This is a genomic window from Sphingomonas glacialis (assembly GCF_006439055.1).
Taxonomy (GTDB): Bacteria; Pseudomonadota; Alphaproteobacteria; order Sphingomonadales; family Sphingomonadaceae; genus Sphingomonas; species Sphingomonas glacialis_A.
Genome location: NZ_RCZC01000002.1, coordinates 839,400 through 861,813, shown reverse-complemented (window position 1 = coordinate 861,813; position 22,414 = coordinate 839,400). Strand labels below are relative to the sequence as shown.

19 protein-coding genes, 2 tRNA genes and 2 pseudogenes are annotated in these 22,414 nt (G+C 67.2%); 16 read left to right on the top strand and 7 right to left on the bottom strand.

What is annotated here, in order from left to right; all coding sequences use genetic code 11:
* Window positions 1–49: 49 nt before the first annotated feature.
* The gene (locus tag EAH76_RS07925) at window positions 50–223 is read right to left on the bottom strand and encodes a Flp family type IVb pilin (protein ID WP_140849707.1); all 174 of its coding nucleotides are present in this window, start codon (window positions 221–223) and stop codon (window positions 50–52) included.
* A gap of 119 nt (window positions 224–342) precedes the next feature.
* Window positions 343–528: a Flp family type IVb pilin gene (locus EAH76_RS07920; RefSeq protein ID WP_140849706.1), complete on the bottom strand. Its 186-nt coding sequence runs from the start codon at window positions 526–528 to the stop codon at window positions 343–345.
* A gap of 55 nt (window positions 529–583) precedes the next feature.
* Between EAH76_RS07920 and EAH76_RS07915 the strand changes: the two genes are divergently transcribed.
* A complete protein-coding gene (locus EAH76_RS07915) occupies window positions 584–1,021 on the top strand; it encodes a (deoxy)nucleoside triphosphate pyrophosphohydrolase (protein ID WP_277754265.1) in 438 nt (145 codons plus the stop codon).
* Window positions 1,022–1,046: 25 nt separating this feature from the next.
* Here the strand turns inward: EAH76_RS07915 and EAH76_RS07910 are convergent.
* Window positions 1,047–1,120 (bottom strand) — tRNA-Cys (locus EAH76_RS07910).
* A 198-nt stretch (window positions 1,121–1,318) separates the two neighbouring features.
* Between EAH76_RS07910 and EAH76_RS07905 the strand changes: the two genes are divergently transcribed.
* From EAH76_RS07905 to EAH76_RS07840, 14 genes and pseudogenes are all read left to right on the top strand, one after another.
* Window positions 1,319–1,984, top strand: coding sequence for a protein-L-isoaspartate O-methyltransferase family protein (locus EAH76_RS07905; RefSeq protein ID WP_140849705.1), 666 nt, complete (start codon window positions 1,319–1,321; stop codon window positions 1,982–1,984).
* Between the two features lie 20 nt (window positions 1,985–2,004).
* Window positions 2,005–3,516: a TolC family outer membrane protein gene (locus EAH76_RS07900; RefSeq protein WP_170208005.1), complete on the top strand. Its 1,512-nt coding sequence runs from the start codon at window positions 2,005–2,007 to the stop codon at window positions 3,514–3,516.
* 33 nt (window positions 3,517–3,549) lie between these two features.
* Window positions 3,550–4,068, top strand: a complete 519-nt coding sequence (locus EAH76_RS07895; RefSeq protein WP_194150955.1) for a DUF2497 domain-containing protein — start codon at window positions 3,550–3,552, stop codon at window positions 4,066–4,068.
* Between the two features lie 69 nt (window positions 4,069–4,137).
* Window positions 4,138–6,219: an alpha/beta hydrolase family protein gene (locus EAH76_RS07890; RefSeq protein ID WP_140849704.1), complete on the top strand. Its 2,082-nt coding sequence runs from the start codon at window positions 4,138–4,140 to the stop codon at window positions 6,217–6,219.
* A gap of 273 nt (window positions 6,220–6,492) precedes the next feature.
* Window positions 6,493–7,041, top strand: coding sequence for a hypothetical protein (locus EAH76_RS23905; RefSeq protein ID WP_161988991.1), 549 nt, complete (start codon window positions 6,493–6,495; stop codon window positions 7,039–7,041).
* 82 nt (window positions 7,042–7,123) lie between these two features.
* Window positions 7,124–8,849: pseudogene (locus EAH76_RS07880) on the top strand (valine--tRNA ligase); the annotation flags it as partial.
* A 77-nt stretch (window positions 8,850–8,926) separates the two neighbouring features.
* Window positions 8,927–10,126: pseudogene (locus EAH76_RS07875) on the top strand (class I tRNA ligase family protein); the annotation flags it as partial.
* Between the two features lie 126 nt (window positions 10,127–10,252).
* Window positions 10,253–11,704 (top strand): MATE family efflux transporter, encoded by a 1,452-nt coding sequence (locus EAH76_RS07870; RefSeq protein ID WP_140849703.1) that lies wholly within the window; start codon window positions 10,253–10,255, stop codon window positions 11,702–11,704.
* A gap of 70 nt (window positions 11,705–11,774) precedes the next feature.
* Window positions 11,775–12,881, top strand: a complete 1,107-nt coding sequence (locus EAH76_RS07865) for a choice-of-anchor A family protein (RefSeq protein WP_347233090.1) — start codon at window positions 11,775–11,777, stop codon at window positions 12,879–12,881.
* A complete protein-coding gene (gene hemB / locus EAH76_RS07860; RefSeq protein ID WP_140849702.1) occupies window positions 12,878–13,870 on the top strand; it encodes a porphobilinogen synthase in 993 nt (330 codons plus the stop codon). The genes EAH76_RS07865 and hemB overlap by 4 nt, the downstream gene beginning before the upstream one ends.
* Window positions 13,867–14,412: a GNAT family N-acetyltransferase gene (locus tag EAH76_RS07855; protein WP_140849701.1), complete on the top strand. Its 546-nt coding sequence runs from the start codon at window positions 13,867–13,869 to the stop codon at window positions 14,410–14,412. Before hemB ends, EAH76_RS07855 begins: the two co-directional genes overlap by 4 nt.
* The gene (locus EAH76_RS07850) at window positions 14,409–14,945 is read left to right on the top strand and encodes a GNAT family N-acetyltransferase (protein ID WP_140849700.1); all 537 of its coding nucleotides are present in this window, start codon (window positions 14,409–14,411) and stop codon (window positions 14,943–14,945) included. Before EAH76_RS07855 ends, EAH76_RS07850 begins: the two co-directional genes overlap by 4 nt.
* A complete protein-coding gene (locus tag EAH76_RS07845) occupies window positions 14,942–15,478 on the top strand; it encodes a GNAT family N-acetyltransferase (protein WP_140849699.1) in 537 nt (178 codons plus the stop codon). Before EAH76_RS07850 ends, EAH76_RS07845 begins: the two co-directional genes overlap by 4 nt.
* A complete protein-coding gene (locus EAH76_RS07840) occupies window positions 15,475–17,691 on the top strand; it encodes a spermidine synthase (protein WP_140849698.1) in 2,217 nt (738 codons plus the stop codon). The genes EAH76_RS07845 and EAH76_RS07840 overlap by 4 nt, the downstream gene beginning before the upstream one ends.
* Window positions 17,692–17,720: 29 nt before the next feature.
* On the opposite strand, the gene EAH76_RS07835 is transcribed toward EAH76_RS07840, so the two are convergent.
* Window positions 17,721–18,242, bottom strand: coding sequence for a hypothetical protein (locus EAH76_RS07835; RefSeq protein WP_194150954.1), 522 nt, complete (start codon window positions 18,240–18,242; stop codon window positions 17,721–17,723).
* 83 nt (window positions 18,243–18,325) lie between these two features.
* Between EAH76_RS07835 and EAH76_RS07830 the strand changes: the two genes are divergently transcribed.
* A tRNA-Arg gene (locus EAH76_RS07830) sits at window positions 18,326–18,402 on the top strand.
* A 287-nt stretch (window positions 18,403–18,689) separates the two neighbouring features.
* On the opposite strand, the gene EAH76_RS07825 is transcribed toward EAH76_RS07830, so the two are convergent.
* From EAH76_RS07825 to cysD, 3 genes are read right to left on the bottom strand one after another with little or no spacing between them, the layout of a single operon-like run.
* Window positions 18,690–19,445, bottom strand: coding sequence for a 3'(2'),5'-bisphosphate nucleotidase CysQ (locus EAH76_RS07825; protein ID WP_140849697.1), 756 nt, complete (start codon window positions 19,443–19,445; stop codon window positions 18,690–18,692).
* Window positions 19,442–21,460, bottom strand: a complete 2,019-nt coding sequence (gene cysN, locus EAH76_RS07820) for a sulfate adenylyltransferase subunit CysN (RefSeq protein ID WP_241659600.1) — start codon at window positions 21,458–21,460, stop codon at window positions 19,442–19,444. Before cysN ends, EAH76_RS07825 begins: the two co-directional genes overlap by 4 nt.
* Window positions 21,460–22,359: a sulfate adenylyltransferase subunit CysD gene (gene cysD, locus EAH76_RS07815; RefSeq protein WP_140849696.1), complete on the bottom strand. Its 900-nt coding sequence runs from the start codon at window positions 22,357–22,359 to the stop codon at window positions 21,460–21,462. Before cysD ends, cysN begins: the two co-directional genes overlap by 1 nt.
* Window positions 22,360–22,414: the final 55 nt, after the last annotated feature.

Below are 22,414 nucleotides of genomic sequence, written 5' to 3'. Positions count from 1 at the left end.
GGCAAGACCATCGTCTTGCCGCCCGCCTTTCGTCGATACGCGCTAAAGCTTACGTAGCAGCCTTACCGAGCGTGCCCGACACGTTGGTGAACGTGGTCTTGAGCGAGTTGCCGAGGCCCTGCATCGCGGCGATCGCGGCGACGGCGATCAGCGCTGCGATCAGGCCGTATTCGATGGCGGTCGCGCCCTTCGAGTTCTTGATGAAATTGCGGATGGTCTTCATGATTCCGGTCTCCGTGGATGATGCTTCAGTACCCGGTCGGACCGGGACCCCGGACCAACGCTCACCTTGTAGAAGACCAGAGTTGATAAAAGTTTAAGGCTGGCGCGGGTGAAAGCGGGTCACTTCGCCGCGGTTGCGGTGGTGACCTTGGTATTGACGTTGCCCCACATGCCGATGGTGGTATTGGCAAGCCCCGTGAGCGACACGACCATCGCAATGACGATGAGCGCGATGATCAGCCCATATTCGACGGCGGTGGCACCGCGGTTGTCGCCAAGCACAGATTTCAGCAGTCGGACGATCATGGCGATATCCCCCGAGCCTGATACAGATTCTGCAATACCTGAGGATCGTTAACGAATGGCTAAGTGTGTCGAAGATGCCCCCGTAAAGCCGCTGATGCCGGTCGTCGCGGCCGCTATGATCGATCGCGACGGGCGTGTGCTGGTGCAATTGCGCGCTCCTGGGAAGGCGATGGCGGGACTGTGGGAGTTTCCCGGCGGAAAGATCGAGCCGGGCGAGACGCCCGAGGCGGCGCTGGTGCGCGAACTGGCCGAGGAACTGGGCATATTGGTTGCCGAAAATTCGCTGTCGCCGCTGACCTTCGCCAGCGCCGGCTTGCCCGGCCGCCATCTGCTGCTGTTGCTCTATGTCTGTCGCGAATGGGGTGGGGTGCCGCAGGCGCTCGACGCGACCGCGCTCGCCTGGCACGCGCCGACGGAATTGCGCAGCCTGGCGATGCCACCGGCGGATCTGCCGTTCATCACCGCGCTCGAGCAGATCGTGCTCGAGCGCTGAAAGCGCCGCGTCTTTCAAGAAGGGTTGGAGGCCCGACCGGGAATCGAACCCGGGTGCGAGGATTTGCAGTCCTCTACGTCACCACTCCGCCATCGGGCCACGAGACGCGTGTCAGCGCTTCGGGGAGGCGCGCTGATGCAAGGGTGGGGGCGCGCTGTCAACCGCGCGCATGCAAAAATGCCGATACGCGTCGCTTGGCGTAGGCTTTCCATCACGATAGAAGCAAGCGCAGCAAACAAGTGTATTGCACAGCTACAACAGCTGTGCAAAGCTGGTGTCCGACAAGGGTGTGGCTCGATGACAGTGATGACGCATGAATCCGAAATGGTGGCGATGCGCCACGCAATGGTCGCCAGCCAGCTGCGCACCAATGCGGTGAGCGACGCGCGCGTGGTGGCGGCGATGGACAGCGTTCCGCGCGAGGCCTTCGTGCCCGCCGACGCGCAGGCGATCGCCTATCGCGATACCGCCGTGCCGCTCGGCCATGGCCGCGCGCAGAACGTGCCGATCGCGACCGGGCGCCTGCTGACCCAGGCCGAACTGCGCGCGACCGACCGCGTGCTGCTCGTCGGCGCGGCAGGCGGGTACACCGCGGCGGTGCTGTCGCATCTCGTCGCCTCGGTCGTCGCGCTAGAATCCGAACCGGCGCTCGCCGCCGCGGCGCGCACCGCGCTGGCCGACATCCCCACGGTCACCGTGGTCGAGGGGCCGCTCGAGGCCGGTCACGACGCGGGCGCACCCTATGACGTCCTCGTCATCGACGGTGCTGTCGAGGCGGTGTCGGACGCGCTGATCGCACAGCTTGCGGTTGGCGGGCGGGTCGTCACCGGGATCGCCGATCGCGGCGTCACGCGGCTGACCTCGGGCCGCAAGACCGCGGGCGGATTCGCCTTGCTCGACTTTGCCGACATCGATTGCGTTCCGCTGCCGGGTTTCGCGCGGCCGCGCAGCTTCACGTTCTGACCAGAAAGAAACGCCGATCCATGCGCGCATACGTTTTCGTCACCGGTACAGCGTTGCTCGCTTTGGTGGCCGCGCCGCTATCGGCGGAGACGCTGCGCGAGGCGCTGGTCAAGGCGTACAATACCAACCCGACGCTGGCGGCGCAGCGTGCCAGCCTGCGCGGGATCGACGAGAACGTGCCGATCACCCGCTCGCAGGGGCTGCCGAGCGTCCAGCTGCAAAGCAGCTATACCGAAAACGCGGTGAAGGCGGCGAACAGCTTCGTCTCGCCCGACCGCCAGGCGGTGGCGAGCGTGTCGCTCGCCGTGCCGATCTATAGTGGCGGCGCGGTCCGCAACGGCGTTCGTGCGGCGCAGACGCGCGTCGAGAGTGGGCAGCTCAGCCTGCGCGGCACCGAGGCGAGCCTGTTCACCACCGTGGTCGGCGCCTATATGGACGTGATCCGCGACGAGGCGATCGTCGGGCTCAACACGCAGAACGTCCGCGTGCTCGAGGTCAACCTCCAGGCCAGCCGCGATCGCTTCCAGGTCGGCGACCTGACGCGCACCGACGTCGCGCAATCCGAGGCGCGGCTAGCGGTCGCGCGCAGCCAGCTGCAATCGTCGCAGGCGCAGCTGATCACCAGCCGCGAAAGCTATATCCGCTATGTCGGCACCGAGCCCGGCCGGCTCGATACGCCGCCCGAACTGCCCAATCTGCCCGCCGAACCCGATGCCGCGGTCGACGTCGCGCTCAAGAACAACCCCACCTTGCTCGCTGCGGCCAAAGCGCGCGATGCGGCGGGGTACGATATCGGCGTGGCGCGTGCGAACCGCTTGCCGCAGCTCGCCGTCAATCTCGGCGGCAACTATTACAATTATCTCGGGTCGCTGGGCTCGGGTACCGGGGTTGCGGTCGGGCAAAGCGGCAAGTCGGCAACGGTCGGACTGGGGCTGACGCTGCCGCTGTATCAGGGCGGGCGTCCCGCCGCGCAGATCCGCCGCGCACAGGATGCGCGCGCGCAAGCGATCGAGCAGGTGACCGAGACCGAACGCGCCGTCATCGCGCAGGCGCGCTCGGCCTATGCGGTGTGGAAATCCTCGCTCGAGACGATCGCGTCGAGCGAAGTCGCGGTCAACGCCAACAAGCTCTCGCTCGAGGGTGTCCGCGCCGAGAACAGCGTCGGCAACCGCACGATTCTCGACATCCTCAATGCCGAGCAGGAATTGCTCAACTCGCAGGTCACGCTCGTGAGTGCGCAGCGCGACGCCTATGTCGCGGGCTTCGCTTTGCTGGCTGCGATGGGCGAGGCGGAAGCGCGCAATCTCGGGCTCGACGGTGGCGCGCTCTATGATCCGGTCGCGCATTATACCAGCGTCCGGCACCGGATCTGGGACTGGTCGTCGGATCCCGACCCCGCGATCACCGGCACCCGGACCAACGCCACGCGCCCGCAAAATGCGAAGATGACGCAGCCACTCGATCCAATTCTCGATGCACCAGTTGACAGAAGTGCGCCGATCACTGCAGGTAATGCGACGAAGAACCGTTAACCATCGGATCGACGCATAATTTAGGAAGCGGCAATGGGTGATCTGAGCGCGGAGCCATCGATGGAAGACATCCTTTCGTCGATTAAGCGCATCATCGCCGAGGAAAATGACGCAACGCCGGGTCGCAGCAAGCGCCCGCCGCGTCAGCTTCCGCCGCGCTCCGACTCGGAACCCTTCGACCACGACATCCTCGAGCTAAGCGAGCCCGTCCATGAGCCGGAATATGCACGCGAGCCTGCCCCCCGTCCTGCAGCTGCGGCTGCACCCGCAGCGGAGCCTGTAGCCGTGGCCGCCAAGCCTGCGCCTGCGCCCGTCGCGCCCGAACCGACGCCCGAATCGCTGCTGTCGGCGCGTACCGCCGAAGCTTCGCGCAGCCCGCTCGACGCGCTGTCGCGGCTCGTCGTCAAGCCCGAGGTGACCGGGTCGGACACGCTCGAGGGCGTCGTGCGCGAGATGCTGCGGCCGATGTTGCGCGACTGGCTCGATGCCAATCTGCCGACGATGGTCGAGGCAATGGTCGCGCGCGAGATCGATCGGATCACGGGCAAGTAACATCGCCCGGTAAGACTGCCCGGTAAGACCGATTGCGGCAGCTTGCGGCTTCTGCTGTAACCTGCGGCCATGAAGATGCTTCTTGCCGCGACCGCCCTGAGCGCCGCTTTCGTTGCTGTTCCCGCAGCTGCCCGCCAACTCACCATCGACGATCTCGTCGCGCTGTCGCGCGTCTCGGCGCCCGCGGTTTCGCCCGACGGGCGCTGGCTCGTGTGGCAGCAGCGCGAGACCGATCTCACGATCGATGGTGGGCGCTTCGACTTGTGGCGGCTTGACCTCGCGCGCAAGGGCGCCGCGCCGGAGCGGCTCGCCGCCGAGGCCGAGGTCAATGAGACCGCGCCGCAATTCTCGAGCGACGGCAAGACCGTCTATTTCCAGTCGGACAAGGGCGGCGACGATGCGGTCTGGTCGATCGGGATCGCGGGCGGTGCTGCGACGCGGCTGACGCAGTTCAAGGGCGGGATGGGCGGCTTCAAGGTCTCGCCACAGGACGACAAATTGCTCGTCTGGGCCGATCGCCGTCCCGGCGCGCCGAGCCTCGAGCCGGCGATGGTCAAGAAGGATGCCAATGCGGGCAACGGCCGCGTGTTCGACAAGATGTTCGTGCGGCATTGGGCGAGCTGGTCCGACGGGACCCGCTCGCAACTGTTCGTGCTGCCGCTGAGCGCGACGGGCGCGACGGGGAACGGCGTTCCGATCGAAGGCGCGCTCGTCGGCGATGCGCCGTCCAAGCCGTTCGGTGGCGGCGAGGAAGTGTCGTGGAGCGCGGACGGCAAGACGGTGTTCTTTGCGCTGCGCGAGGCGGGGCGAATCGAGCCGCTCTCGACCAATCTCGACATCTTCGCGGCGCCTGCGGATGGGTCGGCCGCGCCGACCAATCTGACTGCGGCGAACAAAGGGACCGACACCTTCCCGACCGTCTCGCCCGACGGGAAGTCGCTCGCCTGGGTGGCGATGAAGCGCGCTGGCTACGAAGCCGACCGCCAGGTGCTGATGCTGCGCGATCTGGCGAGCGGGCAGGTGCGGGCGCTGACCGAGGATTGGGATCGCTCGATCGGATCGATCGCCTGGGCACTCGACGGCAAGGCGATCCTCGTCACGGCCGAGGATACGCAGGAGAACCCGATCTGGTCGGTCTCCCCGGTCAGCGGCAAGGTCACGCGGTTGACGCAGGCGGGCAACGTCACCGCGGTGCTGCCGACCGCCAAGGGCATTGTCTTCGCGATGAACTCGCTGACCGCGCCCGACGACTTCTACATGCTGACGGGCAAGAAGACCGCGCGGCTGACCTCTGTCAACGCGACCAAGCTTGCCGGCATCGACATGCCGAGCGTGACCAAGTTCAGCTTCACCGGCGCGAACGCCGACACCGTGTGGGGCTATGCGGTGAAGCCTGCGGGCAGCACCGGCAAGGTCCCCGTCGCGTACATGGTGCATGGCGGGCCGCAGGGGTCGAGCAACAACAGCTGGTCGTATCGCTGGAACCCGGCGGTGTTCGCGGGGGCGGGGTACGGCCTCGTCGCGGTCGATTTCCATGGGTCGACCGGGTATGGCCAGGCCTTCACCGATGCGATCCGGAACAATTGGGGCGGGTGGCCGCTCGAGGATCTGCAGAAAGGCCTCGCCGCGGCGACCGCCAAGTTCGGCTGGCTCGACGCCGACAATGCCTGCGCGCTCGGTGCCTCGTATGGCGGCTATATGATGAACTGGATCGAGGGCAATTGGCCCGACCGCTTCAAGTGCATCGTCCAGCATGACGGCGTGTTCGACGCCCGCGCGATGGCGTACGAGACCGAGGAATTGTGGTTCGACGAGTGGGAACATGGCGGCAAGGCCTATTTCGAGGACCCGGCGGCGTTCGAGAAATGGAACCCGGTCAACCATGTGACCGCGTGGAAGACGCCGCAGCTCGTCATCACCTCGGAGGGCGATTATCGCATTCCGTACACGCAGGGGATCGCAGCGTTCACCGCGCTGCAGCGGCGCGACATTCCCTCGCGGCTGGTGGTGTATCCGGGCGGCAGCCACTGGGTGCAGAAGCCCAATGAGAGCCGGCAATGGTATCGCGAAGTGCTGGGGTGGATGGGTAAGTGGACCGGGCGCGACGTGGCGGAGCCCGTGGTGGGCGCATCGGGCCGAAAGGGCGGGTGACCCTATTCCCCGCTCCCTATTGGAGAGGGGCAGGCGCGGATGCGCCGCGGGGTGAGGGCAGGGCGGTGGTTGGATGCTGCCCTCACCCTCCCACTCGGCTCCGCCGAGCGGGCCCAGCGGCGGGTGGACAGCGCCCCGCGCTGTCCAGGTCATGCCGGGGGCATGACCGACCCGGCGCTCTCTCCCAAAGGGAGAGGGGTAAGGCTTTCATCTGCCGTTCAGCTTCGCTGCGTAGATTTCCCCTCCTCATTCACTGCCACGAGGAGGAAACCCATGCGTTTGATGTCCAAGATCGCGCTGGCCGGTGCCGCGGCCTGCACGCTTGCCGGGACCGCTTATGCCGCGGATCGCGAATTCCACCGGATGAACGTCGCGCTCCCCGACGGCTCGGTCGCGCACGTGATCTATCAGGGCGATGTCGCGCCCAAGCTCGAACTCGTGCCGGTCGAGCGCACCATCCCCGTCGCGCTGCTCGATTCGCCCTTCGGCGGGTTCGACCAGATGTTCGCCGAGATGGATCGCCAGGCGGCGGTCATGATGCAGCAGGCCGCGGCGTTGCAGGCGGCGGCGCCGGCGGGCGGCAAGATCGACCAGGCCGCACTCAAGTCGATGCCGGCCGGCAGCAGCTATTCGGTCACCTCGTACAGCTCGAGCAACGGCGGCTGCACGCAGAGTTACCAGATGACCGCCTACGGCAATGCCGAGCCCAAGGTCGTCTCGCAGACCAGCGGCGATTGCAGCAAGGCGGGGCAGCTCCAGGCCGCGCCCAAGCCCGCCAAGGCGATCGAAGCGCCCAAGACCGTCCCGCACGACGCGGTCTGACGCGCGTCCCGATGCAGCGGAGAGGGCGGTCCTTACGGGCCGCCCTTTTCTTTTGCGGCATCGCGGCTAAAGCCTGCAGGCTATGACCGAGCTCTCCAAAACCTTCGACCCCGCCGAACTCGAGCAGCGCTGGTACGCGCATTGGGAAACCAACGGGCTGTTCCGCCCCGACCGCCCCGGTGCCGAGCCGTGGACGATCGTCAACCCGCCGCCCAACGTGACGGGTTCGCTCCATATCGGCCATGCGCTCGATAACACGCTGCAGGACATCCTCGCGCGCCATGCCCGGCTGCAGGGCAAGGACGCGTTGTGGGTGGTCGGCACCGACCATGCCGGCATCGCGACGCAGATGGTGGTCGAGCGCCAGATGGCCTCCGCCCAACAGAAGCGCACCGACTTCACCCGCGAGGAATTCGTCGCGAAGGTCTGGGAATGGAAGGAAGAGAGCGGCGGCGAGATCACGCAGCAGCTCCGCCGGCTGGGCTGCTCGATGGACTGGGCGAACGAGCGCTTCACGATGGACGAGGGCTTTTCCAAGGCCGTGCTCAAGGTGTTCGTCGACCTGCACAAGGAAGGCCTGCTCTACCGCGACAAACGGTTGGTGAACTGGGATCCGGGCCTTGGCACCGCGATCAGCGACCTTGAGGTCGAGACGCGCGAGATCAAGGGCAGCTTCTGGCACCTGCGCTACCCGCTGGCGGATGGATCGGGTTTCATCGAGGTCGCGACGACGCGGCCCGAGACGATGCTCGCCGACATGGCGGTCGCGGTGAACGCTTCGGACGAGCGCTACACGCATTTGGTCGGCAAGCAGATCAAGCTGCCGATCACCGGGCGGCTGATCCCGATCGTGACCGACGACCATGCCGATCCCGAACTGGGGTCTGGCGCGGTCAAGATCACGCCGGGGCATGACTTCAACGATTTCGAGGTCGGCAAGCGGGCAGGGATCAAGGCGGGCGAGATGCTCAACATGCTCGATGCCAAGGCGCAGGTCGTGCAGGTGTCCGACGGGCTGATCCCGGCCGAGCTGCTCGGGCTGACGACCGCGGAAGCGCGCAAGGCGGTCGTCGCGCAGCTGAACGCCGAGGGCTTCCTCATCGCGCATGTCGACAAGGACGGCGTCGAGCACGACGCCGAGCCGCGCACGATCCAGACGCCGTATGGCGATCGCTCGGGCGTGGTGATCGAGCCGTGGCTGACAGACCAATGGTATGTCGATGCGGTGACCTTGGCGAAGCCGGCGATCGAGGCGGTGCGCTCGGGCGCGATCCAGATCGTGCCCAAGACGTGGGAGAAGACCTTCTTCAACTGGATGGAGAATATCCAGCCGTGGTGTGTGTCGCGGCAGCTTTGGTGGGGGCATCGGATCCCGGCGTGGTTCGCCGAGGATGGCTCGATCTATGTCGCGCTGACCGAGGCCGAAGCACAGGCGCAGGCCGGGGAGGGCGTAGCGCTGCGCCAGGATAGCGATGTGCTCGACACCTGGTTCTCCTCTGCGCTGTGGCCGTTCGCGACGATGGGCTGGCCCGACTCTTCTTCTCCCCTCCCGCKWGCGGGAGGGGAGGGATACGCTGCACGGCCGCTATCCCAACGACGTCCTCATTTCCGGCTTCGACATCCTGTTCTTCTGGGACGCCCGCATGATGATGCAGGGCATCCACTTCATGGGCGATGTGCCGTTCAAGAAGCTCTACCTCCACGGTCTGGTCCGCGCTGCCGATGGCGCGAAGATGTCCAAGTCGAAGGGCAATGTCGTCAACCCCCTCGGGCTGATCGACCAGTACGGCGCCGATGCGTTGCGCTTCTTCATGGCGGCGATGGAGAGCCAGGGCCGCGACATCAAGATGGATNGCGGGAGGGGAGGGATACGCTGCACGGCCGCTATCCCAACGACGTCCTCATTTCCGGCTTCGACATCCTGTTCTTCTGGGACGCCCGCATGATGATGCAGGGCATCCACTTCATGGGCGATGTGCCGTTCAAGAAGCTCTACCTCCACGGTCTGGTCCGCGCTGCCGATGGCGCGAAGATGTCCAAGTCGAAGGGCAATGTCGTCAACCCCCTCGGGCTGATCGACCAGTACGGCGCCGATGCGTTGCGCTTCTTCATGGCGGCGATGGAGAGCCAGGGCCGCGACATCAAGATGGATGAGAAGCGCGTCGAGGGCTATCGCAACTTCGCTACCAAGCTGTGGAACGCGTGCCGCTTTGCCCAGTCGAACGGCATCGTCGCGAGTACGCACATGGAAGCGCCCGCGGCCGAGCTCGCGGTCAACAAGTGGATCATCGCCGAGACGATCGCGTGCGTCCAGGCGGTCGACCTCGCGCTTGCCGACCTGCGCTTCGATGGTGCGGCGAATGCGGTCTATCAGTTCGTGTGGAGCCGCTTCTGCGACTGGTATCTCGAGCTGATCAAGCCGGTGTTCGACGGCGACGAAAAGGGCAGCATCGACCCCGAGAGCAAGCTGGTCGCGGGCTGGGTGATCGACCAGATCCTCGTGCTGCTCCACCCGTTCATGCCGTTCATCACCGAGGAACTCTGGCACGCGATGGGCCCGCGCGAGAACGATCTAATCGTCGCCAAATGGCCGATGGCGGATGCGCGCTCGCTCGATCCGGCGGCGAGCAAGGAGATCGACTGGCTGATCCGATTGGTGTCGGAAATCCGCGCGGCGCGGACCGAGGTCAACATCGCGCCGGGCACGCGGATGCAGATGCATGTCCGGGACGCCGATGCGGAAACGCTCGCGCGGCTCGAGCGGCAGGCGCCGGCGATCGCGCGGCTGGCGCGGGCGAGCGTGGTGCAGGATGCGCCCGGTGGTGGCGCGTTGCAGGTGGTGGTCGATGGCGCGACCTTCGTGCTGCCGCTCGAAGGCGTGATCGATCTCGGTGCCGAGCGTGACCGCCTGACCAAGGCGATCGCCGCGGCCGCCAAGGAGCGCGATGCGCTCGCCGGGCGGCTCGGCAATGCGAGCTTCGTGGAACGCGCGAAGCCCGAGGCGGTTGAGAAGGCGCGGGCCGATCATGCCGAGAAGTCCGCCGAGGCCGAGCGGTTGACGGCGGCGCTGCACCGGCTGGGCTGAAATCGGATAGTCGTCACCCCGGCCTTGTGCCGGGGTCCACGGTGACGCACGAGCGGGCAGCGTTGCTCTCGCGGCACGGTGGACCCCGGCACAAGGCCGGGGTGACGAAGGGGAGTAGAGACGACGATGGCAAGCTCCCCGACGCGCCGCGGTCAGCGCGACCTGACCACCGGGCCGATCGCGATGACGCTGCTCGCCTTCGCGCTGCCGACGCTCGGCTCGAACATCCTCCAGTCGCTCAACGGCTCGATCAACACGATCTGGGTCGGCCGCTTCCTCGGCGAGGGCGCGGTCGCGGCGACCGCCAATGCCAACACGATCATGTTCCTGATGTTCGCGCTGGTGTTCGGCTTCGGTATGGCCTCGACCATCCTGATCGGCCAGAGCATGGGCCGGCGCGACGTCGAGGCGGCGCGCCGCGCGTTCGGTGCGTCGATCGGGCTGGTGATGGGCGGCGCGGTGGTGGTCGCGGCGCTAGGCTGGATCTTCACCCCCGACATCCTGCGCGTGCTGGCGACGCCGCCGACCGTAATGCCGCTCGCGCTCGCCTATCTGCGCGTGATCTTCCTCGGGCTGCCCGCCTCGATGCTGCTCGTGCTGCTCAGCATGGCGCTGCGCGGGATCGGCGATTCGATCACGCCGCTCTGGTTCACGCTGCTCAGCGTTTTGCTCGACAGCGGGCTCAACCCCGTATTCATCCGCGGCTGGTTCGGCATGCCCGCGATGGGGATCGCCGGTTCGGCGACCGCGACGTTGATCTCGGCGCATGTCGCAGCACTCGGGCTGCTCGCCTATGTCTATCTGCGCGACCTGCCGATCCGGTTGCGCGGGCACGAGCTGTCCTACCTGATCCCAAGCCTCGCGCTGACGCGGACGATCCTGTCGAAGGGCCTGCCGATGGGGGCGCAGATGCTCGTCATGTCGGTCGCCGCGCTGACGATGACCGGCCTCGTCAACCGCTACGGCATCGAGACGACGGCTGCGTACGCCGTGTCGCTCCAGCTATGGGCCTATATCCAGATGCCGGCGCTGGCAGTCGGCGCGGCGGTGAGCAGCATGGCGGCGCAGAATATCGGCGCGGGCTTCTGGGACCGGGTCGACCGGATCACGCGCGCGGGGCTGATCTTCAGCGCGGTGCTGACCTCGACGATGGTGGTCGCGATCATCGCGTTCGACCGGCCGGTGATGGGGCTGTTCCTCGGCAGCGAGAGCCCGGCGATCCCGATCGCGCGGCATATCCAGGTGCTGGCGAGCTGGAACTTCATCGTCTTCGGCATGACGATGGTGCTGTTCTCGACGGTGCGCGCGAACGGCGCGGTGTGGGCGCCGCTGATCATGCTGTTCGTCGCGATGTATCCGGTGCGGATCGGCTTTGCGCTGCTGTTCCAGCCGACGATGGGGGCGGATGCGCTGTGGTGGAGCTTCCCGCTCGGTTCGTGCGCCAATTTCGTGATGGGGCTGTGGTATTATCGCTATGGTGGCTGGCGCAGCGAGCGGCTCGTCGTGCCGGCCGAACGTGCCGAAGAGCAGGTGCCGAGCTCGGCCGAACCGGCGGGGCGGCTGCACCCGTCGGGCTGATTGGTCCATATTACGCCTATCTATCGCGTCCAACAGGGTCCACGCACGACTCCTTCAACAAGGAAACGCGATGCGCACCCCATGTTCTGCCGCCCGCCTGATGGTGGGCGCATCGCTGCTGTGCCTGTCCGCCGCGGCAATCGCCAAGACGGTGACGGGCACCGATGCGCTGCGCACCTACAATCTGGTCGTGCTCGGTAATCTGGAATCGTCGTCGGAAGTGGCGGGGCGGACCTTCGTCGGGGGTGACCTCACGGGCAATTCGTCCAACTATCAGAACGCCACGCCGACGAGCCCGGCGGCGGATACGCCGGGGCTGATCGTGGTTGGGAACGTCACCGGCGGCACGAAGAACCTCAACAACGGCGCGGGCGCGGTGGTCGGCGGGAACGTCACGAGCGGCTTCAACCTGAACGGCACGGTGCAAAGCGTGCAGGTCGGCGGGACGATCAGCAACACCAACGTCAACCAGAACACCGTGACGTCGGGGCTCAGCGCGAGCGGCAGCTTTTCGGCCGATCTCAACCAGCAGAAGAGCGTGCTCGCGAGCAGCCTGACCGATCTGTCGGGATCGCTCGCCGGGCTTACGGCGAACAGCGCCATGACGATCAGCGGCAACAAGGGCGTGTTCTCGGCGACGCCCGATGCGAGCGGCGTCGCGGTGTTCAACATCACCTCGGCGCAGCTCGATAAAATCGGCGAGATCGCCTTCAATCTGAACGGTGCCGACACCGCGATCGTCAACGTCAGCGGCAGCGCGGTCACGCTCAACGACAATTTCCTTGGCGGCACGCAGGGGCTGGGCGAGCACGTCATCTGGAATTTCGCCGATGCGACGGCGCTGGCGCTGACGACCGCCTGGGGCGGGTCGGTGCTGGCGCCCAAGGCCAACGCCACGATGTCGAACGCGGTCCAGGGATCGGCGGTGTTCGGCAATCTCGTGCAGAACGGCGCGATGCAGCAGGGCACCTATACCGGCACCTATTACCCGCCGGCCAACACCGCACCCTCAAGCGGAACGCCGACGGCGATCCCCGAGCCAGCCACCTGGGCGCTGTTCCTGGTCGGGATCGCGGGGCTCTGGCTGGTGCTGCGCCGCAAGGCCGGGCGTGCAGAACGCTGGGCGCGCTTAGGCGCTTGCACCCGTCCGCGCGAGGTTCCAGAACGCGGGGCATGACCGCTCAATATCCTGCGCTTCGCCTTCGTCGCACTCGTGCATCCGACTGGAGTCGGCGGCTTTATGCCGAAACCGTGCTTACCCCGGCCGATCTGATCTGGCCGCTGTTCATCGCTGAGGGTTCGGGCGTCGAGGAGCCGATCGCCTCGCTGCCCGGCGTGTCGCGCTGGTCGGTCGACGGGATCGTCGCACGGGGGCGTGAAGCGCGTGATCTCGGCATCCCGTGCATCGCGCTGTTCCCCAACACGCCGGGCCATTTGCGCAGCGAGATGGGCGAGGAAGCGCTCAACCCCGACAATCTGATGTGCCGGGCCGTTCGCGCGCTGAAAGATGCGGTGCCCGAGATCGGCGTGCTGACCGATGTCGCGCTCGATCCTTATACCAGCCACGGCCATGACGGGCTGCTCGATGCGGCAGGCTATGTGCTTAACGACGCGACCTCGGACGCGCTTGTCGGGCAGGCGCTCAACCAGGCGGCGGCGGGGTCGGACATCATCGCGCCGTCGGACATGATGGACGGGCGCATCGGCGCAATCCGCGAGGCGCTCGAAGGAGACTCGCACCACAACGTTCAGATCATGTCCTACGCGGCCAAATATGCGAGCGCCTTCTACGGTCCGTTCCGCGATGCGGTAGGCTCGCGCGGGCTTTTGAAGGGCGACAAGAAGACCTACCAGATGGACTCGGCCAATGCCGAGGAGGCGCTGCGCGAGGTCGCGCTCGATCTTGCCGAGGGCGCCGACAGCGTGATGGTCAAGCCCGGGCTGCCGTATCTCGACATCGTCGCGCGCGTGAAAGCGGCGTTCGAAGTGCCGGTGTTCGCGTACCAGGTTAGCGGCGAATATGCGATGATCGAGGCCGCGGTCGCGGCCGGCGCCGCCGAGCGCGACCCGATGGTGCTCGAGACGCTGATGGCGTTCAAGCGCGCGGGCTGCTCGGGCGTGCTGACCTATCATGCGGCGCATGCGGCGCGCTTGCTGAACGCGTGATCGACGCGGTCGTCGAGACTGAGCGGTTGCGGCTGCGCGTCCCCGGCGCGGGCGACCGCGCGACGCTGCATGGCTGGTTCGGCGATCCGCAGGTGATGGCCGATCTCGCCCCCGATATGGACGAAGCCGCAGCCGACGCATCGATCGCACGGCACGATGGCTATCGGAGCGAAGGTCTCGGTTTCTGGCTGGTCGAGCGCACACTGGACGGTGTGCCGCTCGGCTTTTGCGGGCTGAAACGCGGTAACCCGGAAACGCCGCTGGCAGGCGCGCTCGAGATTGGCTGGATGTTCGGCGCGGCGCATTGGGGGCAGGGCTATGCGCGCGAGGCCGCCGCCGAGGTGCTCGCCTGGGCGTGGCCGAACTGCCGCGACGCTCAGGTGGTCGCGATCACCGCGCGGGTGAATATCGCGAGCCAGCGCCTGATGGAGCGGATCGGCATGCACGCCGTGCCTGCGCTCGATTTCGAGCATCCCGCCTTTGCCGAGGGACATCGGCTGCGCGACAGCGTGGTGTATGTGATCGACCGTCCGCGCGCATGATCGAGACGCCGCGTCTGCGTTTGCGCGCCTGGCGGGAGGACGACAAGCCGGCGTTCGCGGGTCTCGTCAACACGCCTGCCATGATGGCGCATTTCGGCGGTGTCCGTCCCCGCGTCGAAATCGATGCGCTGATCGACGCGCAGATGGCGAAGCAGTCCGCGGACGGCCATTGTATGTGGGCGGTCGAGACCAGGGGCGACGGCGCGCTTGTCGGGATTTGCGGGCTGCGGATCGGGGGCCATCCCGACACGCCGGTCGACGGCATGTACGAACTCGGCTGGCGGATCGCCGAGCGCTATTGGGGGCAGGGCATCGCGCGCGAGGCGGCCGAGGCGAGCCGCGACTGGGGCTGGGCGAACACGCCGGCGCGGACGATCGCCGCCTGGACCAATCCCGGCAATGCGCCGTCCTGGGGACTGATGTTTCGGATCGGCATGACGCGCCGGCCCGATCTCGACTTTCGCCATCCGCGCTTTCTCGAGAGCGACGATCCGATCGGCGACATGATCGTCTATGCGATCGACCGGCCATGATCCAAACCGAGCGACTGATCCTCCGGCCTTGGCGTCGGGACGACCTACCGGAGTTGCTAGAGATCTGCCGCGACCCGCGCGTGATGGCAACGATTGGACCACCGCAGGATGAGGCCCAGGTCGCGGCCGCGATGGCGCGCCAGCAGGCTGATCAGGCGCAGTACGGCTATTGCTACTGGGCGATGGAGCATTGCGCGACGGCGCAGGTGATCGGCTTTTGCGGGCTCGAACTGCAGCGGCCGCCGATGCCGATCGCTGGCCGAACGGATATTGGTTGGCGGCTCGCTCATGCACGGTGGGGGCAAGGGTATGCGCGCGAAGCCGCGCTGGCGTGTCTTTACTGGGCGTGGACGCATACGCCGCTCGACGAAATCGTCGCGATCACTGTCCCCTCCAATACGCGAAGCTGGGGCCTCATGGAACGCCTCGGCATGACGCGCGTCGCCGACGCCGATTTCGACCATCCCGACCTGGCCGCGGGCGACCCGCTCCGGCGCCACATCCTCTATCGCATCGATCGGCCGACCGCATGACGACCCTCCGAGCTCCCGCGCGCTTTGCGCGGCCCTTGTTCGTGCTGACCATCCTGGCGAGCTCGTTCCTGCTGTTCCTCGTTCAGCCGATGGTTGCGCGGATGGCCTTGCCGCGGCTCGGCGGGGCGCCGGCGGTGTGGAACTCGGCGATGCTCGTCTATCAGGCGCTGCTGCTGGCGGGGTACGGCTATGCGCACTGGCTCGGCCGGCTGACCCCGCGCGGGCAGGCGATGACGCATCTCGGCGTTCTGCTCGTCGCGGGGCTATGGCTGCCGATCGGCCTGACGTCGCTCCAGCCGAGCCCGACCGCGCAGCCCGCGATCTGGGTGCCGTGGCTGCTCGGCCTGTCGATCGGGCCGCTGTTCTTCGCGATCTCGGCACAGGCGCCGCTGCTGCAGCGCTGGTTCAGCCTGACGCGCCACGGCGACAACCCTTACGCGCTCTATGCCGCGTCGAACCTCGGGAGCTTTGCCGGGTTGATCGCGTACCCCTTGTTCGTCGAGCCCGGCCTCGCTTTATACGGCCAGCGCGCGCTGTGGAGCAGCGGCTATATCCTGGTCGGCCTGCTGGTGGCGTTGTGCGCGGCGACCATGCCGCAGCGCGGCCCGAGCGTCGAGGCCGCGCCGCGCGCGACCTCGCCCGCGCCGGGACGGTGGCGCATCGTGCATTGGATCGCGCTGGCGATGGTGCCGTCGGGGCTGATGCTCGCGACGTCGACGCTGATCACCACCGATATCGTCGCGATGCCGCTCTTGTGGGTGCTCCCGCTCGGACTGTACCTGCTGAGCTTCACGATCGCCTTTGCCAGCGACCGCACCACCGCCGACCTCCAGACGCGAATCGCACCGGTGGCGATCCTGCTGTTCGGCGGGCTGCTCGTCGGCGGGATGGCCGGGATGCCGATGCTCGGCGCGATCATGGCGCTGGCGCTGTTGTTTCTCGTGTCGGTCGCGTTGCACACCGCCTTGTATCGGTTGCGGCCCGACCCCGACCGGTTGACCGGCTTCTATCTGGCGATGTCGGTCGGCGGGGCGCTCGGCGGCGTATTCTCGGCGCTGCTCGCGCCGCTGCTGTTCGACTGGACCTATGAATATCCGATCCTGCTGCTCGCGGCCGCGCTGCTGACGCCGCAACAGGCCGTGCTCGGCATCATCGCGCGGCTGTGGGACGGCAATGCGCAGCGTCAGCGGATCCTGCTGTATGTCGTCGCGATCGCGGTGCTGGCGCTCGTCGCGCTCGTGCTCAGCTATCCGAGCTCGGTCGAACGGCCCGGGCCGATGCAGCAGGTCGCCTTGCTGGTGATGGTGGGCGTCGGCGTGCTTGCGATGGGCTCGCGCCGCGCCTTCGGGATCGCCGTGCTCGGCGCGCTGATCGCGTTCGGGGGCTATCGCGCGGTGGTGATCTCGCTCGAACCGCATGCGCGTACACGCAGCTATTTCGGCATCTATACCGTCCGCGGGAATCCGCACGAGCGGCAACTCGCGCACGGCACGACGGTCCACGGCATGCAGGTGCTCGGCTCGCCCGCGCGGGAGCGCACGCCGACGACCTATTACGTGCCGGGTTCGGGCGTCGGCCAGGCGATGCTGGCGGCTCCCGCGCTCTATGGGCCCGGCGCGCGAATCGGCGTGGTCGGGTTGGGGGCGGGAACGCTGGCCTGTTATGCCAGGCCCGGCCAGGACTGGCGCTTCTACGAGATCGATCCGGCGATCGTCCAGATCGCGCGGACGCGGTTCAGCTTCCTGTCGCGCTGCCTGCCGGGTGCCACGGTGGTGCTCGGCGACGCGCGGCTCAACCTCGCGCGCGCAGCCGGCGGATCGCTCGATCTGCTCGCGCTCGATGCCTTCTCGTCCGATTCGGTGCCGATGCACCTCATGACGCGCGAGGCGTTCGCCAGTTACGCGCGTGTGCTGTCACCACGCGGCCTGTTGATGGTCCACATCTCGAACCGCTTTCTCGATCTCGAGCCTGTCGTCGCGGCAGCGGCGGCGGGCGGCGGATGGCACGCGGTACAGCTCTTCTACAATCCGGCCGGGGCCGACAGCGCCGTCGCGACCAAGTCGCAATGGGTCGCGCTGTCGCACGATGCGGGCGTGATCGCCGCCTTGCAGCAGCGCAATGCTGCGTGGCGCGCCGTGCCCCTGCGTCCGGGCTTCACGCCATGGAGCGACGACTATTCGACGATCCTGCCGCTGCTCAAAGGGCTGCGCTAGGTTCGAGGGGCGTGCGCTAGCGGCAGGGACTAGGCGCCGGGCAGCTTCGCGCCGATCGCGGCGATGCGGGCGCTCTGCGCCTCGAAGGCGGCCTGTGCCGCGCTCTGGAGCGTCGCGATCGCCGGATAGTCGGGCTTGCCGCCGGTGATGCGGTCCGAGGCCATCGTATCGATCGTGGAGAGCGTGGCCGAAGTCGTCGCGCGATAGCCGTCGAGCTCGGCGAGCGCGGTCTGCGCGGCAATCCAGCGCTCGCCGCCGGGTGCGTCACCCTTTGCGGCATCGGCGAGCCGCTCGGCGCGTGCCGCAGCGGGGGTGAAATCGGCGGCGGTGCGGTCGAGCGTCTTGTGCAGCTCGGCCAGCGCCGAATCGGTCGAGGGCTCGGGATCGGCGAGCGCGACCGCCGTTTCGGGCTCGGCATCGCTGCGCGATTCGATCGCGCGCGGCAGCAGCGAGGGGTAGCGCATCGAGGTCTGCGCGGCGCACCCCCCGAGGATCGCGGTCAGGACCAGCGCAAAAGCGGCGGGGCGGGCGGGCAAAAGCGGCTGGGTCATCGATAATTTCTCTATGCTGGCAAGAAAGGTGACGCAACGCCCTTGCGTCCCCCGAAAGACGCCGCTAACAGCGCCACTCCACTGCACCCATAGCTCAGCTGGATAGAGCATCAGACTACGAATCTGAGGGTCGGGCGTTCGAATCGCTCTGGGTGCACCAACCTTTTCCGCCGAATGGCGGGCGATGAGCCGGGACAGAAATGTCCCGGCTTTTCTGCGTTTTGGGGGTGTCGGCTCCGTGCAGCGCTTACGACCGTCACCCCGGCCTTGTGCCGGGGTCCACCGTGCCACGCGAGCTTCGCGGGCATGCTGTGCGGCACGGTGGACCCCGGGACGAGCCCGGGGTGACGAAGTTGGGTGAGGTGTAGCGCTACGAAAGCGCGGGCTTCGCTGGCCCGCCGTGTGTCTCGGCGGCGCCCGGGACGACCCCCGGGTGACGTAGCGGGGTTAGGGCAGCAGGTGCGTCGCCGCGGCGACCGCCGCCAGCACCTGCTCGGCATATTCGCGGCGGCAGATCAGCAGATCGGGCAGCAGCGGGTCGCGGCAGTTATAGACCAGCGCGCTGCCATCGATTCGCGACGCGAACAGGCCGGCCGCCAGCGCGACCGCGACCGGCGCGCAATTGTCCCATTCATATTGCCCGCCGGCGTGGAGGTAGATTTCGGCATCGCCTTGCACCACCGCCATCGCCTTGGCGCCGGCCGAACCCATCGGCACCAGCTCGGCGCCGATCGCCTCGGCGACCGCCAGAACGATCGGATGCGCGCGCGAGCGGCTGACGACCATCCGCGGGCGCTGGGGGGCAGGGGCGAACGCCGGTGGCGCATCGTCGGTCGCAAAGACGCGGTGCGCCGCAGGTAGCGCGACAGCGCCCGTGACGGGCACGCCGTCGATCGCGAGGCCGATATGCACCGCCCAATCCTCGCGCCGTTCGCGGAACTCGCGCGTGCCGTCGAGCGGGTCGACCACCCAGACGCGTCGCGCGGCGCAGCGCAGGCCGTCATCGGCGGCTTCTTCCGACAGGACATAATCGTCGGGCCGTGCCGCATGGAGGAGGCGGAGGATCAGCGCATTGGCATCCTTGTCGCCGCGGTCGCCCAGTTCGGTATCCGGGCAGGCGCCCGCCACGCACAGGTCGCGCAGGACCTCGGCCGCGGCGAGCGCCACCGAGCGGGCGAGTTGGGCGTCGGTCTGGTCGCTCACAGGTCGTGGGTCCAGACGCCCATGATATGTTCGACGATGCGCTCGGCGGCCGCCTCGGGGCTTTCTCGGGTCGTATCGACGCGGATATCGGGGTGTTCGGGCGCCTCATACGGGCTCGAAATGCCGGTGAAGTTGGCGATCGTCCCCGCGCGCGCCTTGGCATACAGACCCTTCACGTCGCGCGCCTCGGCTTCGGCGAGCGGGGTGTCGACGAAGATCTCGACGAACGCCTCGGGCAGCATCGCGCGCACCATGTCGCGCTCGGCGCGGAACGGCGAGATGAAGGCGGTGAGGACGATCAGCCCGGCATCGGTCATCAATTTGGCGACCTCGCCGATCCGCCGGATATTCTCGACCCGGTCGGCGTCGGTGAAGCCGAGATCCTTGTTGAGCCCGTGCCGCACATTGTCGCCATCGAGCAGGAAGCTGTGGCGGCCGAGCGCGAACAGCTTCTTCTCGACCAGATTGGCGATCGTCGATTTGCCCGAGCCCGACAGGCCGGTGAACCACAGCAGCCGCGGCACCTGCCCCTTCTGCTGGGCATGCGCGGCATTGGTGATGTCGACCGCCTGCCAATGGACGTTTTGCGCGCGGCGCAGCGCGAAATCGAGCATTCCGGCGGCGACCGTCGCGTTGGTCGCGCGGTCGATCAGGATGAAACCGCCGAGATCGGCGCCATCGGCAAAAGGTTCGAACACGATGTCGCGGTCGGTATAGACCTCGGCGACGCCGATATCGTTGAGCCCGAGCGTCTTGACCGAGAGCTCGGCGAGCGTGTTGACGTCGATCGCGTGGCGCGGTTCCTGGACGGTCGCGCCGACGGTCTGCGTGCCGAGCTTGAGCCAATAGCTGCGCCCCGGCAGCAGCGGCGTTTCGGACATCCAGACGAGCGTCGCGCGGAACTGGTCGGCGACCTGAGGCGGCGCATCGGCAAGCGCGATCACGTCGCCGCGCGAGCAATCGACCTCGTCGGCGAGTGTGAGCGTAACCGACTGGCCGGCCACGGCTTCGGGCAGGTCACCGTCCATCGTCACGATCCGTGCGACCGTGGTTGTGCGGCCCGAGGGCAGGATGCGGACCGCATCGCCCGGGCGCACGCTGCCGCTCGCGATCAGGCCCGAGAAGCCGCGGAAATCCAGGTCGGGGCGGTTGACCCATTGCACCGGCAGTCGGAACGGGCGCGCCTGCGCGGCGTCGGCTTCGACGTCGATCGTTTCGAGATGCTCGATCAGTGTCGGGCCGTCGTACCACGGCATCGCCGCCGACGGGCTTGCGACATTGTCGCCGGCAAAGCCCGAGATCGGGATCGCGGTAAACTGCTCGATCCCGATCGCGCTGGCGAAGGCGCGATAGTCGGCGACGATCGTGTCGAACACCGACTGGTCGTAATCGATCAGGTCCATCTTGTTCACCGCGAGCACGACATGGCGCAGCCGCAGCAGCTGGACGAGGAAGCTGTGGCGGCGGGTTTGGGGCAGCACGCCCTTGCGCGCATCGATCAGGATCACCGCGGCGTCGGCGGTCGAGGCGCCGGTCACCATGTTGCGCGTGTATTGCTCGTGGCCGGGCGTGTCGGCGACGATGAACTTGCGCTTTTCGGTCGCGAAGAAGCGATAGGCGACGTCGATCGTGATGCCCTGCTCGCGCTCGGCGGCGAGGCCGTCGACGAGCAGCGCGAAGTCGATGTTCTGCCCCTGCGTGCCGACGCGCTTGCTGTCGGCCTCGAGCGCGGAGAGCTGATCGGCGAAGATCGCGCGCGAATCGTAGAGCAGGCGGCCGATCAGGGTCGATTTGCCGTCGTCGACCGAGCCGCAGGTGATGAAGCGCAGCAGGGATTTGTGCTGGTGCTGCAGGAGGTACGCGTCGATGTCCGATGTGATCAGCGCGTCGGGAGCGTATTCGTCACCCCGGCGAAGGCCGGGGTCGCCGGACGGCGGCGTGGTGGCTGGCGTTTGGCGCTCCAACGCGGCGGCCCCGGCCTTCGCCGGGGCGACGAGGTCTGGTTTGGTCGCCATCAGAAATACCCCTCGGCTTTTTTCTTCTCCATGCTGGCGCTCTGATCGTGATCGATCGCGCGGCCCTGGCGTTCGGAGGTGGTGGTGAGCAGCATTTCCTGGATCACCTCAGGCAGCGTCGTCGCTTCACTCTCGACCGCGCCGGTCAGCGGATAGCAACCGAGCGTGCGGAAGCGGATCGAGCGCTCGACCGGGACTTCGCCGGGTTCGAGCCGGAAGCGCTCGTCATCAACCATCAGCAGCATCCCGTCGCGCTCGACCGTCGGGCGCGGGGCGGCGAGGTAAAGCGGGACGATCTCGATCTGCTCGGCAAGGATATATTGCCAGATGTCGAGCTCGGTCCAGTTCGACAGCGGGAAAACGCGGATGCTCTCACCCTTCGCTTTCTTGGCGTTGTAGAGGTGCCACAATTCGGGGCGTTGCGCCTTGGGATCCCAGCGCTGGCTCGCCGAGCGGAAGCTGAAGATCCGCTCCTTGGCGCGGCTCTTCTCCTCGTCGCGGCGTGCGCCGCCGAAGGCGACGTCATAGCCGCCCTCCGTCAGCGCTTGCTTGAGTCCTTCGGTCTTCCACATGTCGGTGTGGCGGCTGCCATGGTCGAACGGGTTAATGCCTTGAGCCACCGCGTCGGGGTTCTTGTGGACGATCAGCTCCATCCCCGCCGCGGCCGCCGCGCGCTCGCGCAAATCGTACATCGCGCGGAATTTCCAGGTCGTGTCGACATGGAGCAGCGGGAAGGGCGGCTTGCCGGGGAAGAAGGCCTTGCGCGCCAAGTGGAGCATCACCGCCGAATCCTTGCCGACCGAATAGAGCATCACCGGGCGCTCGGCCTCGGCGACGACTTCGCGCAGGATGTGGATGCTCTCGGCCTCAAGCCGTTGGAGATGGGTCAGGGTCGTCATGCTGCGTTGCAGATAGTGCAGAAACGCGAGCGCGCGATCAACTTATCCTGTTGGC